This is a genomic window from Mycobacterium sp. P2_H7 (assembly GCF_056403275.1).
This window is the reverse complement of sequence record NZ_JBFUFU010000003.1, coordinates 119,233-144,891: the sequence shown is the minus strand read 5'-3', so window position 1 is coordinate 144,891 and position 25,659 is coordinate 119,233. Positions and strand designations below refer to the sequence as shown.

Sequence of the window (25,659 nt, the reverse complement as noted above, 5' to 3'; positions counted from 1 at the left end):
CGGCGACAGGCCGGCCACGACCGGGCCAGTGTCGCGAGGAGCCCGGCCCGCTGCAGCTACTCTGGCTTGGGTGTCGGACGGCGAACAAGCCAAACCGCGACGGCGCCGAGGGCGTCGCCGCGGCCGCCGTGCTGCCGGTCCACCGGTGCCCGCCACCGAGCAGTCCACCTCCAACGGCGAGCAGCACACCGCCGACAAGACCTCCGCGACGGCCAAGCCCGGCCAGAACCGTCAGCAGCGCCCACCCCGGCGCGCCCAGGAACGTCTGCGCACCGTGCACGAGACCTCCGCGGGCGGCCTCGTCATCGACGGCATCGACGGACCGCTGGAAAGCCAGGTCGCGGCATTGATCGGTCGGATCGACCGGCGCGGCCGGATGCTCTGGTCGCTACCCAAGGGCCATATCGAGATGGGCGAGACCGCCGAACAGACCGCCATCCGCGAGGTCGCCGAGGAGACGGGAATCCAGGGCAGCGTGCTCGCCGCGCTCGGCAGCATCGACTACTGGTTCGTCACCGAGGGTCGGCGCGTACACAAGACAGTGCACCATTACCTGATGCGTTTCCTGGGCGGCGAACTCTCCGATGACGATGTGGAGGTCACCGAGGTCGCGTGGGTTCCGATCGGGGATCTACCGGCCCGGCTGGCTTACGCCGACGAGCGCCGCCTCGCCGAGGTCGCGGGCGAGCTGATCGCCAAGCTGCAGTCCGACGGTCCGGCCGCGCTGCCGCCGCTGCCGCACAGTTCCCCGCGCCGGCGTCCGCAGACCCACTCGCACACCCGGAATCGTCGCCAGGAGGACTCGCCCGGCCGGCGGGCGAACGGATGCGGAAACGGCACGTGAGATCACCGGCGATCCTCCTCGCCGTCGTCGCGCTCGTCCTCCTGATCGCCACCCCAGCCGCCTGGCCGCGCCCGGCCGCCGCCGAACCGGCTTCGGCGCAGTTCCTGCACTTGCAGATCGACCGCGTCACCCCCGACGTCGTCACGACCACCAGTGACGCGGTGGTCACCGTCGCCGGCACCGTGAGCAACGTGGGCGACCGGCCGGTGCGTGACGTCGTCGTCCGCCTCGAGCACGCCGCCGGGGTGACCGCCGCTCCCGGACTGCGCAGCAATCTGTCCGGAAACCTGGACCAGTACGAACCCGTCGCCGACTTCATCACCCTCGCGCCCGAGCTGCAGCGCGGCCAGAAGGTGCCGTTCACGTTCAGCTATCCGGTGCGGGCCGGCAGCGGCCCCTCCCTGCGTATCGACAAGCCCGGCGTGTACCCCGTCCTGGTCAACGTCAACGGCACCCCCGACTACGGCGAGCCGGCCCGCCTCGACGACGCCCGCTTCCTGCTCCCGGTGCTCGGGGTTCCCGCGGACCCGACCGAGGCCACCGGACCCGAGGGCGTGCCCAGCGTGGGCGCCGTCGTCCCGCCCGACACCTCCAAGCCGGTGGCGACGACGGTGCTCTGGCCACTGGCCGACCGCCCCCGGTTGGCGGCCGGCATCCCGGGCGGCACCACGCCGGTGCGCCTCCTCGACGACACCCTGGCCACCTCGCTGGCCACCGGTGGCCGGCTGGACACCCTGCTGTCGGCGGCCGATTTCGCCACCAGCCCCGAAGTGGACCCGGACGGGACCGTCCGCACGGCGCTGTGCCTGGCCATCGATCCGGACCTGTTGGTCACGGTCAATGCCATGACCGCCGGCTATGTGGTCAGCGCCTCCCCGGACGGCGGGCTGAACGCGCCCACCCAGCCCGGCACCGGCAAGGATGCCGCGGTGAACTGGCTGAACCGGCTCAAAGCGCTGGCGCAGCGGACCTGCGTGACGTCCACGGTGTACGCGCAGGCCGATCTGGACGCCGTGGCGCGGGTGGGCGATCCGACCCTGAGCGCCGCCGCCGCGTCGGGCGCCGCCGACATCGTCGACCAGATCCTCGGGATCACCTCGCTGCGCGGTGTGACCCTGCTCGCCGACGGACCTCTGACCGACCGCGCGGTGGCGCTCCTCGCGGCGCAGGGCCCCACGGTCGCCATCGCCGCGGCGCCGCTGACGGCGGACGGCGACGACTCGGTGGCTTTGCAGCCGCGCCGCGATGCCCCGCAGGTGGTGACCGCCCCGTTCGATCCGATGGTGGCCGCCGCCCTGGCCGGCACCGGCGCGGATCCGCAGACGCCGACCTTCGTGGATTCCTCGCTGACCATCCCGCTGAAGCACGACTCCCAGGCGGCCCGCCTGCAGGACGCGCTGGGCGCGCTGCTGTGGCGGGGCCTGCGGGCGGACATCGAGCCCCGCTCCCAGATCGTGATGCCCCCGCTGGCGTGGGATCTGCGTCCCGAAGAGGCCCAGGCGGTGTTCACCGCGATCTCCAGCAGCATCCGCGCCGGCCTGGCCGTGCCGCGACCGCTGCCGGTACTGCTCACCGACACCCAAGCCGCGGCGCCACCCGCGCCCACCCCCCCACCGGCCATCGACAGCAACCCGCGCGCCCGGTTCGACGACGGCATCATCTCCGGGATCGGGTCGACCACCACCCGGCTGTCCGAACTCACCTCGGCGCTGACCACCGATCAGCAGACCGGCCTGACGGGACCGCAGTACACCGCGCCACTGCGGGAGGACATGCTACGGGCACTGAGCCAGACCGTACCGCCGGACGCGCGCAATGGTCTTGCCTTGCAACGGCTTTCGACTGTCCAGCGGACCGTCTCCGACCTGACCGGTGCGGTGACCATCGTGAACCCCGGCGGGTCCTACACCCTGGCCACCGAACGCAGCCCGCTGCCGCTGGCCCTGCGCAACGACCTGCCCGTGCCCATCCGGGTGCGGTTGCACATCGAGGCCCCACCCGGGATGACGGTCACCGATCCCGGCGAGATCGAACTACCGCCCGGCTACCTGCCCCTGCGCGTGCCCATCGAGGTGCACTTCACCCAGCGGGTCGCCGTCGACGTGACGCTGACCACCGCCGACGGGATGGCACTCGGCGAGCAGGTCCGGTTGTCGGTGCATTCCAACGCCTACGGGAAGGTGCTGTTCTTCATCACCTTGACCGGCGGGCTGATCCTGGCGCTGCTGGTCGGGCGGCGGCTGTGGCACCGGTTCCGCGGCCAGCCCGACCGCGCCGACCTGGTGCCGCCCACCCGTCCGGTCCGCATCCACCGGCCCGACCCGCTGGACACCGCACTGGCCCACGCCCCCGATGACGACCGCCGATGAACGCACCCGCACCCGAACGCAAGGAACTGTCGGATTCGGCAGTCGTCTCACGGTCCTGGGGTATGGCGTTCGCCACCCTGATCAGCCGGATCACCGGCTTCTTCCGCATCGTGCTGCTGGCCGCCATCCTCGGCGCCGCGCTGTCGAGTTCCTTCTCGGTGGCCAACCAGCTGCCCAACCTGGTGGCCGCCCTTGTGCTCGAGGCGACGTTCACCGCCATCTTCGTCCCGGTGCTCGCCCGCGCCGAACGCGACGACGCCGACGGCGGGACGGCCTTCGTGCGCCGCCTGGTCACACTCGCCACCGCCCTGCTGCTGGTCGCCACCGTCATCTCGGTGGCCTCGGCGCCGCTGCTGGTGAATCTGATGCTGGGCAGCGACCCCCAGGTCAACCGGCCGCTCACCACCGCCTTTGCGTATCTGCTGCTGCCGCAGGTCATCTTCTACGGGCTGACCTCGGTGTACATGGCAATCCTGAACACCCGCAACGTGTTCGGGCCACCGGCCTGGGCGCCCGTCATCAACAACGTCGTCGCGATCGTGACCCTCGGGGTGTACCTGCTGGTGCCCGGCGAGCTGTCACTCGACCCCGTGCAGATGGGCAACGCCAAGCTCCTCGTGCTGGGCATCGGCACCACGCTCGGCGTCGTCGCGCAGACGGCGGTGCTGCTGGTGGCGATCCGTCGCCAGCGGATCAGCCTGCGCCCGCTGTGGGGTATCGACGCGCGGCTCAAGAAATTCGGCACGATGGCCGCCGCCATGGTGCTCTACGTGCTGATCAGCCAGATCGGCCTGATCGTCGGCAACCAGATCGCCAGCTCGGCGGCGGCGTCCGGTCCGGCCATCTACAACTACACGTGGCTGGTGCTGCAGCTGCCGTTCGGGATGATCGGCGTGACGGTGCTGACCGTCGTGATGCCGCGGCTGTCACGCAACGCCGCCGCCGAGAACGGTCCGGCGGTGCTCGCCGACCTGTCCCTGGCCACCCGGCTGACCATGATCACGCTGATCCCGATCGTCGCGTTCATGACCGTCGGCGGCCCGGCCATCGGCACGGCGCTGTTCGCGTACGGGAACTTCGGCGAGACCGACGCCGGCTACCTCGGCATGGCGATCACCCTGTCGGCGTTCACCTTGATCCCCTACGCGCTGGTGCTGCTGCAGCTGCGGGTGTTCTACGCCATGGAACAGCCGTGGATCCCGATCGTGCTGATCCTGGTGATCACCGCGGTGAAGGTGGTCGCCTCCGTCGCCGTCGGGCACCTGGTGACCGATCCGCAGCTCGTCGCCGGCTATCTCGGACTGGCCAACGGGCTCGGCTTCCTGGCCGGCGCGACCGTCGGGCACCTGGTGCTGCGGGCCAACCTGGACCCGCCCGGCGGAAAGCTGATCAGCGTCGCGGTCGTGCGGACCGTCCTGGTCACGATCACCGCTTCGCTCATCGCCGGCCTGATCGCGCATGTGGTGGATCGCCTGGTGGGCGTCGACAAACTCACCGAGCACGGCGGCGCCGCCGGCTCGCTGCTGCGGCTGCTCATCCTCGGCGTGATCATGCTGCCGATCATCGCCGGCGTGCTGCTCGCGGCGCGGGTGCCCGACGCCCAGGCCGCGCTGCGGATGGTGCAGCGCAGGCTGGGTCGCGCACCTGCGCCGCCGCCGGTCCCCCGCGTTATCTCCCAGCGGCCGACGCCCAGGGTCAACTACCCTGATCAGAGGAATTTGCACGTACCTCCGCGCCCCGCGGGGCCGGGCATGCGGAAAGGACACATGGTGGCCGACCAACCCGGCAGCGGGTTCTCTCCCGATACTCCCTCGGAGACGGGCCCCGGTTCCGGTGCCACCACCCGGATTCCCGCCGCCGGCTCGGATTCTCGGCCGCCGGTGGCCGACGAGCTGCAGCCGGACGTGCCCGCCCGGCCGCCCGCCGACTACAGCGCCGACCCCACCCGGGAAGCGCTGCCGTTCGACGCGCCCCGGGAGCCCGCGCTCGAAACCGCGACGTCGGCCAGCGACGACACCGTGCACCTGATCCCGGGCGCCGTGATCGCCGGCGGCCGCTACCGGCTGTTGGTCTTCCACGGTGGTCCGCCGCATCTGCAGTTCTGGCACGCGCTGGACACCGCGCTCGACCGCCAGGTCGCGCTGACATTCATCGATCCCGACGGTCAGCTGCCCGACACCCAGTTGCAGGACATCCTGAGCCGGACCTCACGGCTCAGCAAGGTCAACTCCCCCGGTATCGCCCAGATCCTCGACGTCGCCCGGACCGCGTCCGGGGGGCTGGTGGTGTCGGAGTGGATCCGCGGCGGCTCGCTGGCCGAGGTCGCCGAGACCACCCCCTCACCGATCGGCGGGGCGCGCGCCATCCAATCGTTGGCGGCCGCGGCGGAGGCGGCACACCGCACCGGGGTGGCGCTGTCCATCGACGACCCCAGCCGGGTCCGGGTGAGCATCGAGGGTGACGTCGCGCTGGCGTTCCCCGCGACGCTGCCCACCGCGACGCCCGAGGACGACATCCGTGGGATCGGGGCGGCCCTCTATGCGCTCCTGATCAACCGCTGGCCGCTCCCCGAGGCCGGTGTGCACAGCGGTCTGGCGCCCGCCGAGCTGGACAGCGCCGGTCAGCCGATCGAACCGCGTGCGGTGGATCGCGACATCCCGTTCCAGATCTCGGCCGCCGCGGCCCGCGCGGTGCAAGAAGGCGGCGGGATCCGTAGCGCCCCCACCCTGCTGAATCTGTTGCAGCAGGCCACCGCGGTCGCCGACCGCACCGACTACATCGCGCCGGTCGCGGGAACCGAAGCACCCGGTAACCCGCGCCCGTTCAGCGCCGTCCCGGTGCGCGATCCGGATTCACTCGCGCGTCGCCGCAAGGGTCTCATCATCGGGCTGTCCGCCGCCGCGGTCATCGTGGTGATCGCGCTCGTCGTGCTGGCGTCCGTGCTGAAGGGCATCTTCGGCGACGTCGGCGGTTCGCTGGACAAGGGCGACCTCGGGCTGAACGCCCCGAGCAGCTCCGCCAACGCCGACGGCGGCGGTGTGATCAAGCCGGTGCGCGCGACGGTCTTCTCCCCCGAGGGTGAAGCCGACGCACCGACCCTGGCCGGGCTGGCCATCGACGGCAACCCCGCGACGGTCTGGCCCAGTGACACCTACTCCGACCCCAACCCGTTCCCGAACTTCAAGAACGGGGTCGGGCTGATGCTGCAGCTGTCCCAGCCGGCCACCATCGGATCCGTCACGCTGAACGTCACCGGAACCGGCACCGCCGTCCAGATCCGGTCCGCGCAGTCGGCCACGCCGGCCAAGCTGGAGGACACCACCGTCTTGGCCCCGGCGACCCCGTTGAAGAAGGGGTCCAACACCATCACCGTGTCGAACGCCTCACCCACGTCGTATGTGCTGGTGTGGATCTCCACGTTGGGCACCGTCGACGGCAAGAACCGCACCGACATCTCCGAGATCACCCTCAAGTCCGCGTCCTGATCGAAGTTATCCCCAGGCTGTGCATGCATGATGCGCAGGTCAGCGCGTTTCTGGCACACGTGCCAGAATTGGTGCCCGGAAGGGTCCCCGGACCTCACTAGTGTTCGACTGTGGGGAGTTTCGGGGGGAATTCTGGCTGGGAACGCACGGACGCACAGTTGCTGGCGGCGCACGTCGCCGGTGACCGTTTCGCGTTCGAGGAGCTGTTCATCCGCTACCAGCGTCCGTTGTACCGGCTGGCGCGGTTCACCACCCACAGCCCGGAGGATGCCGGCGACGCGCTGCAGGAGGCCATGCTGTCCGCGCACTGCGCCGCCGCGACGTTCCGCCAAGGTGCGTCGGTGAGCAGCTGGCTGCATCGCATCGTGCTCAACGCCTGTCTGGACCGGCTGCGGCGGCGCCGGGCCCGCCCCACGGCGCCGCTGGGCGACGACGACTGGCCGGTCGGTGACCAGACCGGGCATGTGGACAACGCGATCGTGGTGACGCAGGCGCTGATGGGGCTGCCCGTCGACCAGCGGGCCGCGGTGGTGGCCGTCGACATGCAGGGCTACTCGGTGTCGGAGGCCGCCCGCATGCTGGGCGTCGCGGAGGGCACCGTGAAGAGCCGCCGGGCCCGGGCCCGGGGGACGCTGGCCCGCGTCCTGGCCGAGCGGTCCGCTCCGGTCGGGCCATGATGGACCAGTGCAGGATGACGACCCGGTCCGACGGGAACTGGCGGCGCTGGCCGCCGATCCGGACTCGGCGCCGCACGTACCGGCCGCCGTCAGCGCCCGGGTACTGACCGCCCTGCGCGCGTCGGACCCGGCACACACCGACCGGCCGCTGCGCGGGCGCCGGGGTGCGCTCTGGTGCGGGGTGGCCGCGGCGCTGACCGCCCTGGGCGTGGGCGCGGTGGCACTCACCGGCACCCACCCCACACCGACCCGCAGCACCGGTCCGACGGCCGAACAGATCACCGTCGCCCGCCGCGGCGCCCCGATGCCCCTACCGGACGCCGAGATCCTGGCGCTGCTGAGCCGCCCCGCCGATCTCGGCGCCCTCGCCGACCCGCAGCGCTGGTCCGCGTGTCTCACCGGGCTCAGACGGGATCCGGCGGCGCCGGTGTTGGGTGCCACCCTGGTGACGGTCGCGGGCCGGCCGGCGGTGCTGGTGGTGGTCGCGGCCGAACAGGCCGGACAACTCACCGCGTTGGTGCTGAATGCCGGTTGCAGCGCCACCGACCACCGACCGGTCGCCGAGAAGTCGCTGCCCCGCCCCTAGGGAACAACAGCGGGAACACCAGGGCCTACCCTGATGTTTGTACTCAAGCCGGTGTCACACGGCAGAAAGGCTTCGCACCCACGATGTCAAGCTCCTCTGAGATCCACGACGTGATCGTCATCGGCTCGGGCCCCGCCGGCTACACGGCCGCGGTGTACACCGCCCGGGCACAACTCAAGCCCGTGGTGTTCGAAGGTATCCAGTTCGGTGGCGCACTCATGACCACCACCGAGGTGGAGAACTACCCCGGATTCCGCGAGGGCATCACCGGCCCCAACCTGATGGACGAGATGCGCGAGCAGGCGTTGCGGTTCGGCGCCGACCTGCGCATGGAAGACGTCGACGAGGTCGACCTGTCCGGCCCCATCAAGAAGGTGACTGTCGGTGACGTCACTCACCAGGCACGCGCTGTGATCCTCGCCATGGGTGCCGCCGCCCGCCAGCTGGGGGTGGCCGGCGAGCAGGAGCGCATCGGCCTGGGCGTCAGCACCTGTGCCACCTGCGACGGGTTCTTCTTCCGCGACCAGGACATCGCCGTCATCGGCGGCGGTGACTCGGCGATGGAGGAGGCGACATTCCTGACCCGCTTCGCGCGCAGCGTCACCTTGATCCACCGGCGCGAGGAGTTCCGCGCGTCCAAGATCATGCTGGAACGCGCCCAGGCCAACGAGAAGATCACCTTCCTCACCAACACCGCGGTGACCGAGATCGAAGGCGAACCGAAGGTCAGCGGAATTCGATTGCAGGACACGGTAACCGGTGAAGAGTCCAAGCTCGCCGTGACCGGCGTCTTCGTCGCCATCGGACACGACCCGCGCTCTGATCTGGTGTGCGGGCAGGTCGACCTCGACGACGAGGGCTACGTCAAGGTTGTCGGCCGCACCACCGCGACGTCGGTCGAGGGCGTGTTCGCCGCGGGCGATCTGGTCGACCACACCTACCGGCAGGCGATCACCGCCGCCGGGTCCGGCTGTTCGGCCGCCATCGACACCGAGCGCTGGCTCGCCGAGACTGACTGACCCACAACCAATCCCGATCTGGAGGATCACCATGAGCGAAGATTCCGCGACAAGCACCGTCACCGACGCCTCTTTCAGCCAGGACGTGCTGTCCAGCTCCACCCCGGTACTGGTCGATTTCTGGGCCACCTGGTGCGGACCGTGCAAGATGGTCGCCCCGGTGCTCGAGGAGATCGCCAAGGAGAAGACTGGCGACCTGCGGGTGGTCAAACTGGACGTGGACGCCAACCCGGAGACCGCGCGGGACTTCCAGGTGGTGTCGATTCCGACACTCATCCTGTTCAAGGACGGCGCGCCGGTGAAGCGTATCGTCGGGGCCAAGGGCAAGGCCGCCCTGCTCAGGGAGATCGCCGAGCACGTCTGACAGGTAACGCGCAGCCACTCCCCACCTCCGGAATTTTCCGGATTTTCGCGCGTATCTGCGACAATGCTGTCAGTCCGTCCAGCAGTCGTCGGCATCTGTCGACTGCAGCGCATGTGAAAGGCCAGGTATGTCGATACTGCGTCTAGGTGACCGGGGAGTGGCGGTCACCGAGATCAGAGCGGCTTTGGCAGCGCTGGGCATGCTCGACAGTCCCGACGCGGACCTGGCCACCGGCAAGCACATCGCCCTGGACGTATTCGACGATGATCTCGATCACGCCGTGCGCGCTTTCCAGCAGTATCGCGGTCTGCTCGTCGACGGGATGGTCGGCGACGCCACCTTCCGCGCCCTGAAGGAGGCGTCCTATCAACTGGGCGCCCGTACCCTGGCCCATCAGTTCGGTGCACCGATGTACGGCGACGACGTCGCGACGTTGCAGGCCCGGCTGCAGGATCTCGGGTTCTACATCGGTTTGGTCGACGGCCATTTCGGGCTGCAGACGCACAACGGGCTGATGTCCTATCAGCGCGAGTACGGCCTGTTCCCGGACGGGATCTGTGGGCCGGATACGTTGCGCTCCTTGTACTTTCTCGGTTCCCGCGTCACCGGCGGCTCGTTGCATGCCATCCGTGAGGAAGAACTGGTCCGGCGTTCGGGTCCCAAGCTGTCCGGTAAGCGGATCATCATCGATCCGGGCCGCGGCGGGGATGACCACGGGCTCATCCTGCAGGGCCCGGCGGGACCCATCAGCGAAGCAGACATCTTGTGGGACTTGGCCACTCGGCTCGAAGGCCGGATGACGGCGATCGGCATGGACACGTTCCTGTCCCGGCCGGGCGGCCACAGCCCCTCAGACGCCGAGCGCGCCACGACGGCCAACACCGTCGGCGCGGACCTGATGATCAGCCTGCGTTTCACCAGTCACGTCAGCCCCACCGCGAGCGGTGTGGCGTCATTCCACTTCGGGAACTCGCACGGCTCGGTGTCCACCATCGGACGCAACCTGGCCGACTTCATCCAGCGGGAAGTGGTGGCGCGCACCGGGTTACGGGACTGCCGTACCCACGGTCGCACCTGGGATCTGTTGCGGTTGACCCGGATGCCCACCGTCCAGGTCGATTTGGGCTACATCACCAATCCGCACGACCGACAGTTGTTGGCGGCCAGCACCACTCGCGACGCCATCGCCGAAGGCATGCTGGCCGCGGTCAAGCGCCTCTACCTGCTGGGCAAGAACGACCGTCCCACCGGCACTTTCACGTTCGCCGAACTGCTGGCACACGAACTGTCGGTCGAGCAGGCCGGCCGGGTCTCCCCCAGCTAGCTCAGCCACACGGCACGGCGCCGACCGGCACCTGAATCTGCGCCGTCTCGAGCAGACGCTCCAACGCGGCTTCGACATCGGCCTTCCAACCCAGGCCCTGCTCCAGTTCGAGGCGCAACCGCGGCACGTACGGATGTGGGGACACCACTTCGAAGCCGGATTCGGCCAACAGGTCGACGTCGATGATGCACTGCTCGGTCGAGCAGTCGCCGAGCACCTCGACGACGGGAAGCAGATCCGCCGGGACCGCGGCGGGCTCGAGGTTCAGCACCCCGGGCGTTCGGCCGAATGCCTCCAGGGCGCGGACCCCACGGCGGACGAGATCACCCACCACCGCCGCGATCAATCCCCGCGGGAGCACCCCGGTGTCATCGGAGGCGTCCACGCCCAGCGAGGTCAGCAGCACGGCGTCCGCGCTGACCGGTCCGGTGGGAAACCGGCGGGCCCGCGGCACCGCTCCGGGCGGTGCGTAGAAGGCGTACCCCAGGCATGCCGAGTCGCTGCGAAACTCCGCTTGCACGACATCCTGCTGACCCGGCCCGGGCGCACACTCGACCGCGATCTGGCCGCAGGATCCCCACTCGAGCATCACCATGGACAGCCAGGCTTCCTTCTCGAACTCGGGGTCGGCCAGCTGATCGCCGGCACCCAGGGTCGAGGGGTCCACTTCCCAGAACACGCAACGCCGAGCGTGCTTCGGCAGCTGATCGAACGCCTCAAGCCGCAGTGGCGTGATTCGCGATGACACTTCGATCCCCGATTCTTGCGAAAATCCCGGTACCAGACGACTTGCCCGCTTGGATTACTCCTCCAGAATAGGAGAGCGCGCCCGCGGCGGCCGGATCAGGCCGATTTTGCCGCCCAGAATCGGGCCGGCACTGAAATCTCTTGCTACACATCGCATTTCCCGAGAGATGCGGCCGCAGCCCGGTCTAGTGTCACAGTGACGTAATTCGCCTGTGTCCTAGGGTCAGGCGCTGCAGCGCACATTTCGGCCATTTACGACTTCGCGTCCTTCATCAGGTCGACGATCCGCTGAAGATCGTCGACCGAGCCGAACTCGACCACAATCTTGCCCTTGCGCTTACCCAGGCTCACCGTCACGCGGGTATCGAAGGCCGTCGAAAGCTGCTCGGCCACATCCTGGAGCCCTGGCATCTGGATCGGCTTCCGCCGCGGCGACGGAGGATCGGCCGGACCATTGCGGTTGGCCAGTGTCACGGCCTCTTCGGTGGCCCGCACCGACAACCCCTCGGCCACGATCCGGGCCGCCAACTCCTCCTGGCGCTCGGGTCCGCCGTCGAGAGCGAGCAGCGCGCGGGCATGACCGGCCGACAGCACCCCGGCCGCGACCCGGCGCTGAACGGCGATCGGCAGGCGCAGCAAGCGGATCATGTTCGAGATGAGCGGCCGGGATCGCCCGATCCGTACCGCGAGTTCGTCGTGCGTCACGTCGAACTCCTCGAGCAACTGCTGGTATGCGGCTGCCTCTTCCAACGGATTCAACTGCGCCCGGTGGATGTTTTCGAGGAGGGCGTCGCGCAGCATGTCGCCGTCGGCGGTCTCCCGGACGATGGCGGGAATGGCGGCCAGGCCTGCCTCCTGCGAGGCGCGCCACCGCCGCTCCCCCATCACCAACTGGTACTGCGGCCCGTCACCGGTACCGGGCACCGCGCGGACCACGATGGGCTGCATGACGCCGAACTCTTTGATCGAGTGCACCATCTCGGCGAGTGCCTCTTCATCGAACACCTGCCGCGGCTGCCGCGGGTTCGGCTCGATGAGCTTCGGATCGATCTCGCGGTACACCGCACCGAACTCCGAGGCAGCCTGCGCGGAATCCGCAGCGGCGCTGCTCGCTTGCGGTCCACCGCCCATCAGCACGTCGGCTGCGGCGCTACCCAGCTTGGTGCCCAGCGGATCCTCGTCCGCGGGACCGGTGGGGATCAACGACGCCAGCCCACGCCCCAGCCCACTGCGCTTCTTGGACTGCTGGTTCATGCTCGACCCTTCTGCTGATTGACGGTCTGTCCGCGCTGGGCGATCTCCCGGCTGGCATCCATATAGCTCATGGCGCCCCGTGATCCCGGGTCGTAATCGAGGATCGTCATGCCGTAGCCAGGCGCCTCGGACACCTTCACACTGCGGGGAATCACCGTCTTGAGCACCTTCTCGCCGAAGTGGGTGCGCACGTCGTCGGCCACCTGGTCGGCCAATCGGGTCCGTCCGTCGTACATGGTGAGGATCACCGTGGTGACTTCGAGGTCCGGATTGAGATGCGACTTCACCATCTCGATATTGCGAAGCAACTGCCCCACGCCCTCCAGGGCGTAGTACTCGCACTGGATGGGGATCAGCACCTCGGGTGCCGCCACGAGCGCATTGATCGTCAACAGGCCGAGCGACGGCGGGCAGTCGATGAAGACGTAGTCGAAGCTGTGCTGTTTGAGTTCGGAGAGCGCCGTCCGGAGCCGGCCCTCGCGCGCCACCATGCTGACGAGTTCGATCTCCGCGCCGGCCAGGTCGATCGTCGCGGGGACGCAGAACAGCCGCTCGTTGTGCGGGCTGCGTTGTAGTGCCTCGTGCAGGGGGATCTCGCCGATCAGCACCTCGTAGGACGACGGCGTGCCTTGGCGGTGCTCGATGCCCAGGGCGGTGCTGGCGTTGCCCTGCGGGTCGAGATCGATCACCAGGGTCTGCAATCCCTGGCGAGCCAGGGCCGCCGCGATGTTCACCGCCGTGGTCGTCTTACCGACCCCACCCTTCTGGTTGGCGATGGTGAACACCCGCTGGCGTGACGGCTTCGGAAGTCCCGCCTCGCGGTTGTGCAGCAGCCGGGTGGCCCGCTCGGCCTCCGCCGCGATCGGGGTGTCCGCACCCGGGTCGCCGCTCCATGTGCCGGCGCCGTCTGGTGTCCATGTTTCACGTGAAACATCGGGACGACCGTCGGGTCGCTTGGCCGGTCCCGCGGTCATCGCTTCCTCCTGTTGGATCGCGTCGATCGATCCGCCCGTGGGGCTCGCGTTGCCGCGACCACGGTGACGGGTGGATTCAAATAGTCCACGCCACATCTCACCACCCTTACGTCGGTGGCACCAAGCGAACGCAATGCGCGCTCATGGTCCACGATCTCTTGCTCGGCTCGTTCACCCTTGAGGGCCAGCATCCGCCCGCCGACCCGCAGCAGCGGCAGGCTCCATCGAGCCAACTTGTCCAATGACGCGACCGCTCGCGACGTCACCGTGTCCAACTCCCCCACCTCGTCCCGAACGCTTGGATCCTCGGCCCGGCCCCGGACCACTGTCACATCCAGACCAAGCTCGTCGACGACCTCGCGGAGGAACTCGCTGCGCCGCAGCAGGGGTTCGATCAGGACCACCCGAACATCCGGGCGCGCTATCGCCAACGGTATACCGGGCAGACCCGCGCCACTGCCGATGTCCGCAACGCGCTCCCCCGGGTGCAGTAGCTCCGCCACCGCCCCGCTGTTGAGCAGGTGGCGGTCCCACAACTTCTCCAACTCGGACGGACCGAGGAGTCCCCACTCGATCCCCGCGCCGGCGAGTATCTCGCCATACGACCGGGCCAGTTCGGCGCGCTCGCCAAAACACAAGGCCGCCGACTGGGGAGCCGGACTCAGTTCGCCATGTTTCACGTGAAACATCCTCCGGATGACCCAGGCCGACGGCCTTGATTTTTGTGGGCGAGAACTACATGTCTGTAATTCAGGCCGGTAGCACGACGACGCGGCGCGCAGGCTCAGCGCCTTCACTCTCGCTGCGCACACCGTCCACCGCCGCGACGGCGTCGTGCACGATCTTGCGCTCGAATGGTGTCATGGGCGAGAGCTCCTCGCGCTCACCCGAGGCAACCACGCGGCGGGCGATCTTGTCGCCCAGTGCCGCCAACTCGTCGCGGCGGCCACGACGCCAGCGTGCGATGTCCAGCATCAGGCGGCTGCGCTCACCGGTCTTCTGGTGCACGGCCAACCGGGTCAACTCCTGCAGGGCATCGAGCACCTCGCCCTTGCGGCCGACCAACTTGTTCAGGTCACCACCACCATCGATGCTCACGATGGCGCGGTCGCCCTCGACGTCCAGATCGATATCGCCGTCGAAGTCCAGGAGGTCCAACAGCTCCTCCAGGTAGTCGCCCGCGATCTCACCCTCGGCGACGAGACGGTCTTCGAGATCTTCCGGGCCGTCGCTTGCCTCCGGGGCAGCCGCTTCCGTCTCGACGACCTCTTCTTCGGTGCGCTCGGTGGTCTCGGCGTCAGTCATGTCTTCTCTCCTTAATCTGCCGGGCCCGCTTCCGGGGATGTTCACCCCGGTCACCTAGCCGCCGGCTTGGTCTCTTATCCGTCGCTGCGCTCGTCCCAGCGTGTCAAGCGACTAGCGTTTCGGTTTTCGATTCGGGCGGGCACCCGGGCGGGGCGTCTTGCTCGCCGTGCCGCCGGTGCCACCCGAACCCTTGTCCTCGATCTTGGACGGGGAATCCTCCACTGAGTCCGGCACAACCGAATCCTCGACACCCTCGGATTCGGTGAGCTCTTTGGCCGGTCTCTTGGCTCGATTGGGCTTCGCGCCCGGGGACGGAGCATTGGCAGCCCGGCGCGCGATGGCCTCCTGCTTCTTGGCTTCTTCCTCTTGCTCGATCTTGCCGAACACATAGTGCTGCTGACCGAAGGTCCAGATGTTGTTGGCGAACCAGTACAAGATGATCGCCAGCGGCAGGAACGGGCCACCGACCACGACGCCCAACGGGAAGACGTAGAGGGCGAGCTTGTTCATCATCGCGGTCTGCGGGCTGGCCGCGGCTTCCGGACTCTGCCGGGCGACCGACGCCCGGCTGTTGAAGTAGGTCGCGATGCCGGCGAGGACCATGATGGGCAGGCCCACGGCGATGACGGCGGCCCGGTTGAATTCGGTGAACGCGTCGATACCGGTGGTCTGGATCATGGTCGCGCCCAGCGGTGCACCGAACAGGTTGGCATCCAGGAAGTGCGCGACGTCGGCGGGGCTGAAGACGTAATTGCCCGTGGCCCGGTTCTGCTCCACCGTCAGGTGAATCTGCCCGAAACCACCCTGCGTCCGGTTGAACGACCGCAGCACGTGAAACAGGCCGAGGAACACCGGGATCTGCGCCAGCATCGGCAGACAGCCGAGGATGGGGTTGAACCCGTGTTCCTTCTGGAGCTTCTGCATCTCCAGCGCCATCTTCTGGCGGTCCTTGCCGTACTTCTTCTGCAGCGCCTTGATCTGGGGCTGCAGTTCCTGCATCTGGCGCGTGGTGCGAATCTGCCGGACGAACGGCTTGTAGAGGATCGCGCGCAGCGAGAAGACCAGGAACATCACCGCCAGCGCCCAGGCAAAGAAGTTGGACGGGCCCAGCACCAAAGCGAAGAGCTTGTACCAGACCCACATGATCGCCGACACCGGGTAATAAATGATGTCCAGGCTGAACCAGTTAAACAAGTGAATCGCTCCTGACGATCTCCGCTGAGGTTGACCCGGCGGCGTGCTCACACCGCTCGGGTATCGGATCCCATCCGCCGCGATGCCATGGCCCACATTTGGCCAACCGCACCACGGCCAACCATCCGCCGCGGATCAGGCCCCATTCGGTCAGGGCATCGACGGCATACTCGCTACAGGTCGGGGTGAAGCGGCAGGTGGGCAACCGAAGCGGTGACACCATCGTCCTGTACAGCTGGATGACGACGATGACGCTTCGAGCTGCCCGTCCCCTCACCGCCGCGCTCCGGCCGTGCTCCGGGTGTGCTTGAGGGCGGCGCGTAACTCCGATTCGAGCCGCGCCGATATCGCGTCCCGGCTACCGGGTAACGCGCGAATGACCACCAGGTCCGAGGTATCCAGATCGGTGAGGACGGCCCGGGCCACATGGCGAAGCCGGCGCGACACCTGATGCCGCTGCACCGCATTGCCAACCGATTTCGACACCACCAGGCCGATCTTCGGACCGTCTGGCGAGTCGACAAGCCCGCCCGCCTCGCCGCGCAACGCATGCACGACAAGATCGGGCTGAACAGCCCTTACTCCTTGACGAACCGTGACACCGAAATCAATAGACCGTGTCATCCGGTTTCGGGCCGGAAGCACCGCCCTGAGTCCTGATCGAATCAGGCAGTCAGAGAACGGCGACCCTTGCCGCGCCGAGCGGACACGATCGCGCGTCCGGCACGCGTCCGCATGCGCAGACGGAAACCGTGCACACGGGCCCGGCGCCGGTTGTTCGGCTGAAAAGTCCGCTTGCCCTTGGCCACGGCTGTCTCTCCTTGTTACATATGGGACCGCAACCTCACCGCCACGAGTGTTTCGTAGCGATGCGATCACGACCACCGTTGGTAAGCTCGTCGATCTCATGTACTAACCGGCGCGGTCCCCGGATACCCGGGTCGCAGCCGTATCACCACGTACGGGCGACTGCTCGAGGGTACTGACGAGATTTGCCTGGGTCAAACCTGCGCTCTGCACCGTCGGCCTCTGCTCCCCCGCCCCGGTGAATGCTCACCGGAAATCCCCTGTGAAATCACAAAAGTCACACGCGTCACCAACTTTACGGGGCCGGCCAGGTACCTCTCGGCAATGTTGCAGAACGGTTGGCACTCGGAGAGAAAACTGTTAGCTTCTGGCAATGCCGTTTCGACACCGGAGCGGCGCCGGACACCAGAGCGAGGACAACCGCCGGCCGAGAGCCCACACGCGACAGCGCACGTGACGAGCTCCGACACACGTTCTCCCCGCCCACGAACAAGCCGACAGATAAAGCGCGACGAACACGGCTGACCACTCTCCACAGCCTGTGGATAACTATGTGGACAGTTTCGTCGTCGTCGCTCCTGGGCACAGCCCAGGCCAGCCGCAAGGGGGGTAAGCGTCGTTGGCCGCGGACCCCGATGCTTCCTTCGGCACGATCTGGAACAACGTCGTCGCCGAACTCACGTCACAGCTGACCGCTCAGCAGCGGGCCTGGCTGCGCATGGTGCAACCACTCGTCATCACCGAGGGCTTTGCGCTGTTGTCCGTGCCGACCCCGTTCGTCCAGAACGAGATCGAGCGGCATCTACGTGAACCGATCGTCGCGTCGCTGAGCCGTCAGCTCGGCCAACGCGTCGAACTCGCCGTCCGCATCTCCACCCCGGATCCCGAGGCCGAGACCGCACCCGTCGACTCCCCCGTCCCCACCGAGGCCGAAGAGGTCGACGACGACCTCGAGGCGCGCACCAGCGCCGAACAGAGTTGGCCGACCTTCTTCAACCGGTCCCAACCCGCCAATCCCGAACCCGACGATGTCAGCCTCAACCGGCGCTACACCTTCGAGACGTTCGTCATCGGCGCCTCCAACCGCTTCGCCCACGCCGCGACGCTGGCCATCGCCGAAGCTCCGGCACGCGCCTACAACCCACTCTTCATCTGGGGTGAATCCGGTCTGGGCAAGACCCACCTGCTGCATGCCGCCGGCAACTACGCGCAGAAGCTGTTCCCCGGGATGCGGGTCAAGTACGTATCCACCGAGGAATTCACCAACGACTTCATCAACTCCCTGCGCGACGACCGCAAGGCGTCGTTCAAACGCAGCTACCGCGACATCGACGTGCTGCTGGTCGACGACATCCAGTTCATCGAGGGCAAGGAAGGTATCCAGGAAGAGTTCTTCCACACTTTCAACACCCTGCACAACGCCAACAAGCAGATCGTCATCTCCTCGGACCGGCCGCCCAAGAAGCTGGCCACCCTCGAGGACCGGCTGCGGACCCGCTTCGAGTGGGGTCTGATCACCGACGTGCAGCCGCCCGAACTCGAGACCCGCATCGCGATCCTGCGCAAGAAGGCGCAAATGGACCGCCTCGATGTGCCCCCGGATGTGTTGGAGTTGATCGCCAGCCGCATCGAACGCAACATCCGCGAGCTCGAGGGCGCCCTGATCCGGGTCACCGCCTTCGCCTCGTTGAGCAACACCACGATCGACAAGGCCCTGGCGGAAATCGTGCTGCGCGACCTGATCGCCGACGCGAGCACGGTGCAGATCAGCACCGCGACCATCATGGCGGCCACCGCCGAGTACTTCGAGACCTCCCTGGAGGAGCTCCGGGGGCCCGGGAAGACCCGTGCGCTGGCCCAGGCCCGTCAGATCGCCATGTACCTCTGCCGTGAGCTCACCGATCTGTCGTTGCCGAAGATCGGTGAAGCGTTCGGCCGCGACCACACCACCGTGATGTACGCGGAGCGCAAGATTCGCGACGGGATGGCCGAACGACGCGAAATCTTCGACCACGTCAAGGAACTCACCACCCGGATCCGTCAGCGATCCAAGGGCTGAGTCCCCGTTCTACTCCCACCTCGACCGTGCGCTCAGGCGCCGCGGTCGAGGTTTTTTCGTATGTGGACCCCTTCGTCATCCCCCGAAATCACACAAATTTCGGAAAAAACTTGTGACCCTGTCGCCACTCTCGTCACACACAACCGTGTGGATACCGCTGTGCAGAAACTGCGCGCAACCGGCCCGTCAACCGTCGTTCACTCCACACGGCCGAAGTTATCCACATTCACACCCAGTGTTCGCCCTCTGATTCCACAACCTGCACACAGCCTCTCGAGCCTCCCCACCAGCACGACCGCGGGGATATCCCCAACCTGCACAGCCCCTATTACTGTTGCTTGTATATCTACCTAGTTCCTTCTTTAGAAGAAGGCTGTTGGGGACAGAGGATTCAAGGCTCCGCTCCGGGGCCCTCCAGGACCCCGAGCCTTGGCGAGTGAATCGCTTTCAACTTCGCGTCGAACGCTCTACGGTGGTGATTCGATAGCCGGCATGGTCGCCGCTCACTGCGCGACTAGGCTCGGAGCAACACGGGGAATCCGCTGTACTTGTGCTAGTTGATGCGGTAGATCGAAGGGACGTTATGGACGTGGTGACGACGAATGTTGGTCTCACCGATTTGAAGTTCCGCCTGGTACGCGAAGATTTTGCCGACGCTGTTGCCTGGGTTGCCCGTAATCTGCCGAGTCGCCCGACCGTCCCGGTGCTGGCCGGCGTGCTGCTCACCGGATCCGATGACGGCCTGACCATCTCCGGATACGACTACGAGACGTCGGCCGAGATTCGTGTCGCAGCCGAGATCGCTTCTCCGGGAAGCGTTTTGGTCTCCGGACGGTTGCTCTCCGAGATCACGCGCTCATTGCCGGCCAAGCCCGTCGATGTCAGCGTCGAAGGCACCCGGGTGTCACTGACCTGCGGCAGTGCGCGATTCTCGCTGCCGACGATGGCCGTCGAGGACTATCCGTCGTTGCCGGCCTTGCCTGACGAGACCGGTGTGGTGTCGGCAGATCTGTTCGGCGAGGCCATCGGCCAGGTCGCCGTGGCCGCCGGCCGGGATGACACGCTGCCGATGCTGACCGGCATCCGCGTCGAGATTTCCGGCGAGAAGGTCGTTTTGGCGGCGACGGACCGGTTCCGGCTGGCCGTGCGGGAACTGACATGGTCGACGGCGGTCGCCGGGGTCGAGGCCGCGGTTCTGGTGCCGGCCAAGACACTGGCCGACGCCGCCAAGGCCGGCACCGCGGGGACCGAGGTGCATCTCGCGCTCGGTGCCGGCGCATCCGTCGGCAAGGAAGGCCTGTTGGGTATCCGCTCCAACGGCAAGCGGACCACGACGCGCCTCCTGGACGCCGAATTCCCGAAGTTCCGTCAGTTGTTGCCCACCGAGCACACCGCCGTGGCGACGGTCGGCGTGGCAGAGCTGACCGAGGCGATCAAGCGTGTGGCGCTGGTCGCCGACCGTGGCGCCCAGGTGCGGATGGAATTCGATTCGGATGTGGTCCGGTTGTCCGCAGGCGCCGACGACGTCGGCAAGGCGGAAGAGGACCTGCCGGTGGAATTCGCCGGTGAGCCGCTGACCATCGCCTTCAACCCGGGTTATCTGACCGATGGGTTGAGTTCGTTGCACTCCGAGCGTGTGACGTTTGGTTTCACGACACCGAGCCGTCCCGCGGTGTTGCGGCCGGCAGGCGAGAATGATGAGACTGTCGGTTCGTCCGGACCGTTCCCGGCCGGACAGACCGACTACGTCTATCTGTTGATGCCGGTACGTCTTCCTGGCTGACCGGTCCTACCTCGCGTAAAGGGGACAATATGCAGCTCGGCTTGGTCGGTCTGGGAAAAATGGGCTTCAACATGCGGGAACGCCTGCGTGGCGGTGACCACGAAGTCGTCGGTTACGACCCGCGGCCCGAAGTCACCGACGTTCCCACGCTCGAGGCACTGGCCGGCGCACTCACCGCACCGCGAACGGTGTGGGTCATGGTGCCCTCCGGTGACATCACCCATCAGACCATCGTGGAGTTGGCCGAGCACCTGAGCCCCGGCGACCTGGTGATCGACGGCGGAAACTCGCGCTACACCGAGGACGGGCCGCACGCGAAGCTGTTGGGGGACAAAGGAATCTCCTTCATCGACGCTGGCGTCTCCGGTGGCATCTGGGGTCTGACCGAAGGTTACGGCCTGATGGTCGGCGGCAGCGACGAGGACATCGCCCGCGCGATGCCCATCTTCGACACCCTGCGTCCGCCCGGAGATGTCGCCGACGGATTCGTCCATGCCGGTCCGGTCGGTGCCGGGCATTTCACCAAAATGGTGCACAACGGCGTCGAGTACGCGCTGATGACGGCGTACGCCGAGGGTTACGAACTGTTGGCTGCCGAACCGCTGGTGAAGAATCCGGCGGCGGTGTACCAGGCGTGGAGCAACGGCACCGTGGTGCGCTCGTGGCTGCAGGAGTTGCTGGCCAAGGCACTCAAAGAAGACCCGGCGCTGGCCAATATCACCGGCTACACCGATGACTCCGGTGAAGGCCGGTGGACGGTGGAAGAGGCAATCCGCCTGCGGGTACCGGTGCCGGGAATCGCGGCATCCCTGTTCGCGAGATTCCTTTCCCGCCAAGATGATTCACCGACGATGAAAGCCGTTGCGGCGCTGCGAAACCAGTTCGGTGGGCATGCGGTGCAGCGGATTTCCGAGTCGGGCTGATCCGCAGGACGACGATTTGTACGTACGTCACTTGGTGTTGACGGATTTCCGTTCGTGGCCGCGGGCCGATCTCGAGCTGGGTCCCGGCCAGACGGTGTTCGTGGCGCCGAATGGCTACGGCAAGACGAATCTTGTTGAGGCACTGTGGTACACGGCCACCCTCGGCTCGCACCGGGTGGCTACCGACGCCCCACTGATCCGCACCGGTGCCGACCGCGCGGTGATCTCGACGATCGTGGCCAACGAGGGACGCGAACTCGCGGTCGATCTCGAGATCACCCACGGCCGGGCGAACAAGGCCCGGCTGAACAGGTCACCGGTGCGCAGCCCCCGGGAGGTGCTCGGGGTGCTGCGCGCGGTGTTGTTCGCGCCGGAGGATCTGGCGCTGGTGCGGGGTGATCCCGGCGAGCGCCGCCGCTACCTCGACGAGGTGGCGACCACCAGGCGGCCGCGAATCGGCGGAGTGCGGGCCGACTATGACAAGGTCCTGCGGCAGCGGACCGCACTGCTGAAGTCGGCAAGTGGGGCCCGCTACCGCGGCGACTCCGCAGCATTGGAGACCCTCGAAGTCTGGGATGGGCATCTGGCATCGCATGGGGCACAACTGCTTTCGGCGCGGGTGGACTTGGTGAGCCAGCTGGCGCCCGAGGTGGAGAAGGCCTACCAGCTGCTGGCACCGGCGTCGCGGGCGGCGTCCATCCGATACCGCAGCGGCACCGACGCGGTGGAGGCGGAAGCGGCGGCGGGCACCGTCGACCCGGCCGTCTATGAGGTTGCGCTGCTCGAGGAACTGGGTCGGCGGCGCGGCGCCGAACTGGAGCGCGGTGTCTGTCTGGTGGGCCCACATCGCGACGATCTCGAGCTGCGACTCGGTGATCAGCCCGCCAAAGGCTTTGCCAGTCACGGTGAATCGTGGTCGATGGCGCTCGGGCTGCGGCTGGGCTCGTACGAACTACTGCGCACCGACGGCACCGACCCGGTGTTGTTGCTCGACGACGTGTTCGCCGAACTGGACAGCGCGCGGCGCCAGGCGCTGGCGAAGGTCGCGGCGTCCGCAGAACAGGTGTTGGTCACCGCGGCGGTGCCGGACGACTTGCCCGGCAACTGGGATGCGCAGCGCATCCACGTCGGAATGAGAGACGATGACACGGGACGGATATCGGAGGTGCTGTCGTGAACGAGACGTCTGAGTCTCCGGAGACTCCGGAACCGGAGGATCCCAGAGATATGGTGCGCCGAGTGCTCGAGGAGGCCCGCGGTGCCGCGCGCAACCAGGGCAAGGATGTCGGCCGGGGCCGCACCTCGCCGGCCAAGCGCACCGGTAATGCCGGAAAACGCCGAGCCTGGTCGGGACCGGGACCCGATGTCCGCGACCCGCAGGCGTTCGGAGCGGCGACCCGTGATCTGGCGCGGACCCGTGGCTGGTCCAAGCAGGTCGCCGAGGGCTCCGTACTCGGGCAGTGGACCGTCGTGGTCGGAGCGGACATCGCCGATCACGCCACCCCGACCGGTCTGCGCGACGGCGTCCTCACGGTGGCGGCCGAATCGACCGCCTGGGCGACGCAGCTGAGGATGATGCAGTCCCAGATCCTGGCCAAGATCGCTGCGGCGGTCGGCGACGGTGTCGTGACCTCGGTGAAGATCCTCGGTCCACAGGCCCCGTCCTGGAAGAAAGGGCGTTACCACATCTCCGGTCGCGGCCCCCGCGATACGTACGGATAGGTCGCGCTGTAAGCCGCCAGAACCCCATAAAGGACATTCTCAGGCGTGCGGACGCACCTGGGAGCGCGAAATTCCACAGGCGCCGCGATTAGGTAGGCGAAAACATCGCCGCAGAGTCGGTCCAGTCGGGGTCGAACGGTAGACTCGGTCGAGATCTGCAGGCGGTAGTCGATACCGCCTCTCGCGAACCCCAAGGAGACGCGTCCAACGTGGCTGCCCAAGATCAGTACGGTGCCGAGTCCATCAAGGTGCTCGAGGGCCTCGAAGCCGTTCGGAAACGTCCCGGTATGTATATCGGCTCGACCGGTGAACGAGGCCTACACCACCTGGTCTGGGAGGTGGTGGACAACGCCGTCGACGAGGCCATGGCCGGCTTCGCCACCGTCGTCGATGTGCGCATCCTCGAGGACGGCGGCGTCCAGGTCACCGATGATGGCCGCGGCATCCCCGTCGAGATGCACTCCACCGGAATTCCGACCATCGACGTCGTGATGACCGTGCTGCACGCCGGCGGCAAGTTCGAAGAGGGTGCCTACCAGGTATCCGGTGGTCTGCACGGCGTCGGCGTTTCGGTCGTCAACGCCCTGTCCACCCGGCTCGAGGCAGATGTCCGCAAGGACGGGTCCGAATGGTTCCAGACCTACGACCGATCGGTCCCCGGCACGCTGCGCCAGGGCGAGAAGACGAAGAAGAGCGGAACCACGATCCGGTTCTGGGCGGACCCGGACATCTTCGAGACCACCACCTACGACTTCGAGACGATCGCCCGTCGCCTGCAGGAAATGGCCTTCCTCAACAAGGGCCTGACCATCGAACTGACCGACGAGCGGGTCTCCCCGACCGAAGTGGTCGATGAAGTGGTCGCCGACACGGCGGAAGCGCCGAAATCGGCCGAGGAGAAGGCCGCCGAAGCGGCCGCCCCGCACCGGGTCAAACACCGGACCTTCCACTACCCCGGTGGTCTGGTCGACTTCGTCAAGCACATCAACCGCACCAAGACCGCGATCCAGCCCAGCGTCATCGATTTCGACGGCAAGGGCCCCGGCCACGAGGTCGAGATCGCCATGCAGTGGAACGCCGGCTACTCGGAGTCCGTGCACACCTTCGCCAACACCATCAACACCCACGAGGGCGGTACCCACGAAGAGGGTTTCCGCAGCGCGCTGACCACCGTGGTGAACAAGTACGCCAAAGACAAGAAGCTGCTCAAGGACAAGGACCCGAACCTCACCGGTGACGACATCCGCGAGGGTTTGGCGGCCGTCATCTCGGTGAAGGTGGCCCAGCCGCAGTTCGAAGGCCAGACCAAGACCAAGCTGGGCAACACCGAGGTCAAGTCCTTCGTGCAGAAGATCTGCAACGAGGAACTTCAGCATTGGTTCGATGCGAACCCCGCCGAAGCCAAAACCGTTGTGAACAAGGCGGTTTCATCTGCACAGGCCCGGATGGCCGCGCGTAAGGCCCGGGAGCTGGTACGCCGCAAGAGTGCCACCGACATCGGCGGCCTGCCCGGCAAGCTGGCGGACTGCCGCTCCACCGACCCGAGCAAGTCCGAACTGTATGTGGTGGAGGGCGATTCGGCCGGCGGCTCGGCCAAGAGTGGCCGCGACTCGATGTTCCAGGCGATCCTGCCGCTGCGCGGAAAGATCATCAACGTCGAGAAGGCCCGCATCGACCGGGTGCTCAAGAACACCGAAGTCCAGGCCATCATCACGGCGTTGGGCACCGGCATCCACGACGAATTCGACCTGGCCAAGCTGCGCTATCACAAGATCGTGCTGATGGCCGACGCCGACGTCGACGGTCAGCACATCTCGACGCTGCTGCTGACCCTGCTGTTCCGGTTCATGAAGCCACTGATCGAGCACGGCCACGTGTTCCTCGCGCAGCCGCCGCTGTACAAGCTGAAATGGCAACGCCAAGAACCGGAATTCGCCTACTCCGACCGCGAGCGGGACGGCCTGCTCGAGACCGGCCGCGCGGCGGGCAAGCGCATCAACCCCGAGGACGGCATCCAGCGCTACAAAGGTCTGGGTGAGATGGACGCCAAGGAGTTGTGGGAGACCACCATGGATCCGTCGGTCCGGGTGCTCCGCCAGATCACACTCGATGACGCCGCCGCGGCCGACGAACTGTTCTCCATCCTGATGGGCGAAGACGTCGAAGCCCGCCGGAGCTTCATCACCCGTAATGCCAAAGACGTTCGCTTCCTTGACGTTTAAG

General features: G+C 67.2%; 23 protein-coding genes. 14 read left to right on the top strand and 9 right to left on the bottom strand.

The genetic code is table 11. The features are described 5' to 3' along the window. The first annotated feature begins 70 nt into the window (after nucleotides 1–70). From AC1DY7_RS03930 to AC1DY7_RS03895, 8 genes are all read left to right on the top strand, one after another. Nucleotides 71–844, top strand: coding sequence for an NUDIX hydrolase (locus tag AC1DY7_RS03930; protein ID WP_477492350.1), 774 nt, complete (start codon nucleotides 71–73; stop codon nucleotides 842–844). Further along, nucleotides 826–3,213 carry a DUF6049 family protein gene (locus AC1DY7_RS03925; protein ID WP_477492349.1) on the top strand — a complete coding sequence of 796 codons (2,388 nt, stop codon included), beginning with the start codon at nucleotides 826–828 and terminating at the stop codon, nucleotides 3,211–3,213. The genes AC1DY7_RS03930 and AC1DY7_RS03925 overlap by 19 nt, the downstream gene beginning before the upstream one ends. Then, nucleotides 3,210–6,698 (top strand): lipid II flippase MurJ, encoded by a 3,489-nt coding sequence (locus tag AC1DY7_RS03920; protein WP_477492348.1) that lies wholly within the window; start codon nucleotides 3,210–3,212, stop codon nucleotides 6,696–6,698. Before AC1DY7_RS03925 ends, AC1DY7_RS03920 begins: the two co-directional genes overlap by 4 nt. A 110-nt stretch (nucleotides 6,699–6,808) precedes the next feature. Beyond that, a complete protein-coding gene (gene sigM / locus AC1DY7_RS03915) occupies nucleotides 6,809–7,375 on the top strand; it encodes an RNA polymerase sigma factor SigM (protein WP_477492347.1) in 567 nt (188 codons plus the stop codon). A 7-nt stretch (nucleotides 7,376–7,382) separates the two neighbouring features. Then, on the top strand, nucleotides 7,383–7,961 hold the full coding sequence (locus AC1DY7_RS03910; protein WP_477492346.1) for a hypothetical protein: 579 nt from the start codon (nucleotides 7,383–7,385) through the stop codon (nucleotides 7,959–7,961). An 83-nt stretch (nucleotides 7,962–8,044) separates the two neighbouring features. Continuing rightward, nucleotides 8,045–8,980 carry a thioredoxin-disulfide reductase gene (gene trxB, locus AC1DY7_RS03905; protein WP_477492345.1) on the top strand — a complete coding sequence of 312 codons (936 nt, stop codon included), beginning with the start codon at nucleotides 8,045–8,047 and terminating at the stop codon, nucleotides 8,978–8,980. 25 nt (nucleotides 8,981–9,005) lie between these two features. Next, nucleotides 9,006–9,344, top strand: coding sequence for a thioredoxin (gene trxA / locus AC1DY7_RS03900; protein ID WP_477492424.1), 339 nt, complete (start codon nucleotides 9,006–9,008; stop codon nucleotides 9,342–9,344). 127 nt (nucleotides 9,345–9,471) lie between these two features. Then, a complete protein-coding gene (locus tag AC1DY7_RS03895) occupies nucleotides 9,472–10,668 on the top strand; it encodes an N-acetylmuramoyl-L-alanine amidase (protein WP_477492344.1) in 1,197 nt (398 codons plus the stop codon). A 1-nt stretch (nucleotide 10,669) separates the two neighbouring features. Here AC1DY7_RS03895 and AC1DY7_RS03890 read toward each other — a convergent pair whose 3' ends face one another. The 9 genes from AC1DY7_RS03890 to rpmH form a co-directional block, all read right to left on the bottom strand. Then, nucleotides 10,670–11,416 carry an acetyltransferase gene (locus AC1DY7_RS03890; protein ID WP_477492343.1) on the bottom strand — a complete coding sequence of 249 codons (747 nt, stop codon included), beginning with the start codon at nucleotides 11,414–11,416 and terminating at the stop codon, nucleotides 10,670–10,672. Nucleotides 11,417–11,667: 251 nt separating this feature from the next. Beyond that, entirely contained in the window at nucleotides 11,668–12,669 is a 1,002-nt protein-coding gene (locus tag AC1DY7_RS03885) for a ParB/RepB/Spo0J family partition protein (protein WP_477492342.1), read from the bottom strand. Continuing rightward, a complete protein-coding gene (locus AC1DY7_RS03880) occupies nucleotides 12,666–13,643 on the bottom strand; it encodes a ParA family protein (protein ID WP_477492341.1) in 978 nt (325 codons plus the stop codon). Before AC1DY7_RS03880 ends, AC1DY7_RS03885 begins: the two co-directional genes overlap by 4 nt. Further along, the gene (gene rsmG / locus AC1DY7_RS03875; RefSeq protein ID WP_477492340.1) at nucleotides 13,640–14,332 is read right to left on the bottom strand and encodes a 16S rRNA (guanine(527)-N(7))-methyltransferase RsmG; all 693 of its coding nucleotides are present in this window, start codon (nucleotides 14,330–14,332) and stop codon (nucleotides 13,640–13,642) included. The genes AC1DY7_RS03880 and rsmG overlap by 4 nt, the downstream gene beginning before the upstream one ends. A gap of 61 nt (nucleotides 14,333–14,393) precedes the next feature. Next, on the bottom strand, nucleotides 14,394–14,948 hold the full coding sequence (locus AC1DY7_RS03870) for a Jag family protein (RefSeq protein ID WP_477492339.1): 555 nt from the start codon (nucleotides 14,946–14,948) through the stop codon (nucleotides 14,394–14,396). Between the two features lie 111 nt (nucleotides 14,949–15,059). Continuing rightward, nucleotides 15,060–16,091 carry a membrane protein insertase YidC gene (gene yidC / locus AC1DY7_RS03865; protein WP_477492423.1) on the bottom strand — a complete coding sequence of 344 codons (1,032 nt, stop codon included), beginning with the start codon at nucleotides 16,089–16,091 and terminating at the stop codon, nucleotides 15,060–15,062. Nucleotides 16,092–16,134: 43 nt separating this feature from the next. After that, nucleotides 16,135–16,365: a membrane protein insertion efficiency factor YidD gene (gene yidD / locus AC1DY7_RS03860; protein WP_477492338.1), complete on the bottom strand. Its 231-nt coding sequence runs from the start codon at nucleotides 16,363–16,365 to the stop codon at nucleotides 16,135–16,137. 50 nt (nucleotides 16,366–16,415) lie between these two features. Then, nucleotides 16,416–16,787: a ribonuclease P protein component gene (gene rnpA, locus AC1DY7_RS03855; protein ID WP_477492337.1), complete on the bottom strand. Its 372-nt coding sequence runs from the start codon at nucleotides 16,785–16,787 to the stop codon at nucleotides 16,416–16,418. A 20-nt stretch (nucleotides 16,788–16,807) separates the two neighbouring features. Next, nucleotides 16,808–16,951 carry a 50S ribosomal protein L34 gene (gene rpmH, locus AC1DY7_RS03850; protein ID WP_073695092.1) on the bottom strand — a complete coding sequence of 48 codons (144 nt, stop codon included), beginning with the start codon at nucleotides 16,949–16,951 and terminating at the stop codon, nucleotides 16,808–16,810. Between the two features lie 617 nt (nucleotides 16,952–17,568). Here rpmH and dnaA point away from each other — a divergent pair. From dnaA to gyrB, 6 genes are all read left to right on the top strand, one after another. Then, complete coding sequence (gene dnaA / locus AC1DY7_RS03845) at nucleotides 17,569–19,008, top strand: chromosomal replication initiator protein DnaA (RefSeq protein ID WP_477492336.1); 1,440 nt, start codon at nucleotides 17,569–17,571, stop codon at nucleotides 19,006–19,008. Between the two features lie 583 nt (nucleotides 19,009–19,591). Beyond that, nucleotides 19,592–20,791, top strand: a complete 1,200-nt coding sequence (dnaN, locus tag AC1DY7_RS03840) for a DNA polymerase III subunit beta (protein ID WP_477492335.1) — start codon at nucleotides 19,592–19,594, stop codon at nucleotides 20,789–20,791. 29 nt (nucleotides 20,792–20,820) lie between these two features. Further along, nucleotides 20,821–21,714: a phosphogluconate dehydrogenase (NAD(+)-dependent, decarboxylating) gene (gnd, locus tag AC1DY7_RS03835; protein ID WP_477492334.1), complete on the top strand. Its 894-nt coding sequence runs from the start codon at nucleotides 20,821–20,823 to the stop codon at nucleotides 21,712–21,714. A gap of 16 nt (nucleotides 21,715–21,730) precedes the next feature. After that, nucleotides 21,731–22,891, top strand: a complete 1,161-nt coding sequence (gene recF, locus AC1DY7_RS03830; protein WP_477492333.1) for a DNA replication/repair protein RecF — start codon at nucleotides 21,731–21,733, stop codon at nucleotides 22,889–22,891. After that, nucleotides 22,888–23,436: a DUF721 family protein gene (locus AC1DY7_RS03825; protein ID WP_477492332.1), complete on the top strand. Its 549-nt coding sequence runs from the start codon at nucleotides 22,888–22,890 to the stop codon at nucleotides 23,434–23,436. The genes recF and AC1DY7_RS03825 overlap by 4 nt, the downstream gene beginning before the upstream one ends. A 155-nt stretch (nucleotides 23,437–23,591) precedes the next feature. Beyond that, nucleotides 23,592–25,658: a DNA topoisomerase (ATP-hydrolyzing) subunit B gene (gene gyrB / locus AC1DY7_RS03820; protein WP_477492422.1), complete on the top strand. Its 2,067-nt coding sequence runs from the start codon at nucleotides 23,592–23,594 to the stop codon at nucleotides 25,656–25,658. The last annotated feature ends 1 nt before the right edge of the window (nucleotide 25,659 follow it).

Bases quoted from the DNA above. Each gene is read 5' to 3' on its own strand.
- yidC (WP_477492423.1), bottom strand. From the start codon at position 16,091: ATGTGGGTCTGGTACAAGCTCTTCGCTTTGGTGCTGGGCCCGTCCAAC.
- dnaN (WP_477492335.1), top strand. From the start codon at position 19,592: ATGGACGTGGTGACGACGAATGTTGGTCTCACCGATTTGAAGTTCCGC.
- yidD (WP_477492338.1), bottom strand. From the start codon at position 16,365: ATGGTGTCACCGCTTCGGTTGCCCACCTGCCGCTTCACCCCGACCTGT.
- AC1DY7_RS03885 (WP_477492342.1), bottom strand. From the start codon at position 12,669: ATGAACCAGCAGTCCAAGAAGCGCAGTGGGCTGGGGCGTGGGCTGGCG.
- rsmG (WP_477492340.1), bottom strand. From the start codon at position 14,332: ATGTTTCACGTGAAACATGGCGAACTGAGTCCGGCTCCCCAGTCGGCG.
- trxB (WP_477492345.1), top strand. From the start codon at position 8,045: ATGTCAAGCTCCTCTGAGATCCACGACGTGATCGTCATCGGCTCGGGC.
- AC1DY7_RS03925 (WP_477492349.1), top strand. From the start codon at position 826: ATGCGGAAACGGCACGTGAGATCACCGGCGATCCTCCTCGCCGTCGTC.
- AC1DY7_RS03870 (WP_477492339.1), bottom strand. From the start codon at position 14,948: ATGACTGACGCCGAGACCACCGAGCGCACCGAAGAAGAGGTCGTCGAG.
- AC1DY7_RS03880 (WP_477492341.1), bottom strand. From the start codon at position 13,643: ATGACCGCGGGACCGGCCAAGCGACCCGACGGTCGTCCCGATGTTTCA.
- gnd (WP_477492334.1), top strand. From the start codon at position 20,821: ATGCAGCTCGGCTTGGTCGGTCTGGGAAAAATGGGCTTCAACATGCGG.
- AC1DY7_RS03895 (WP_477492344.1), top strand. From the start codon at position 9,472: ATGTCGATACTGCGTCTAGGTGACCGGGGAGTGGCGGTCACCGAGATC.
- AC1DY7_RS03920 (WP_477492348.1), top strand. From the start codon at position 3,210: ATGAACGCACCCGCACCCGAACGCAAGGAACTGTCGGATTCGGCAGTC.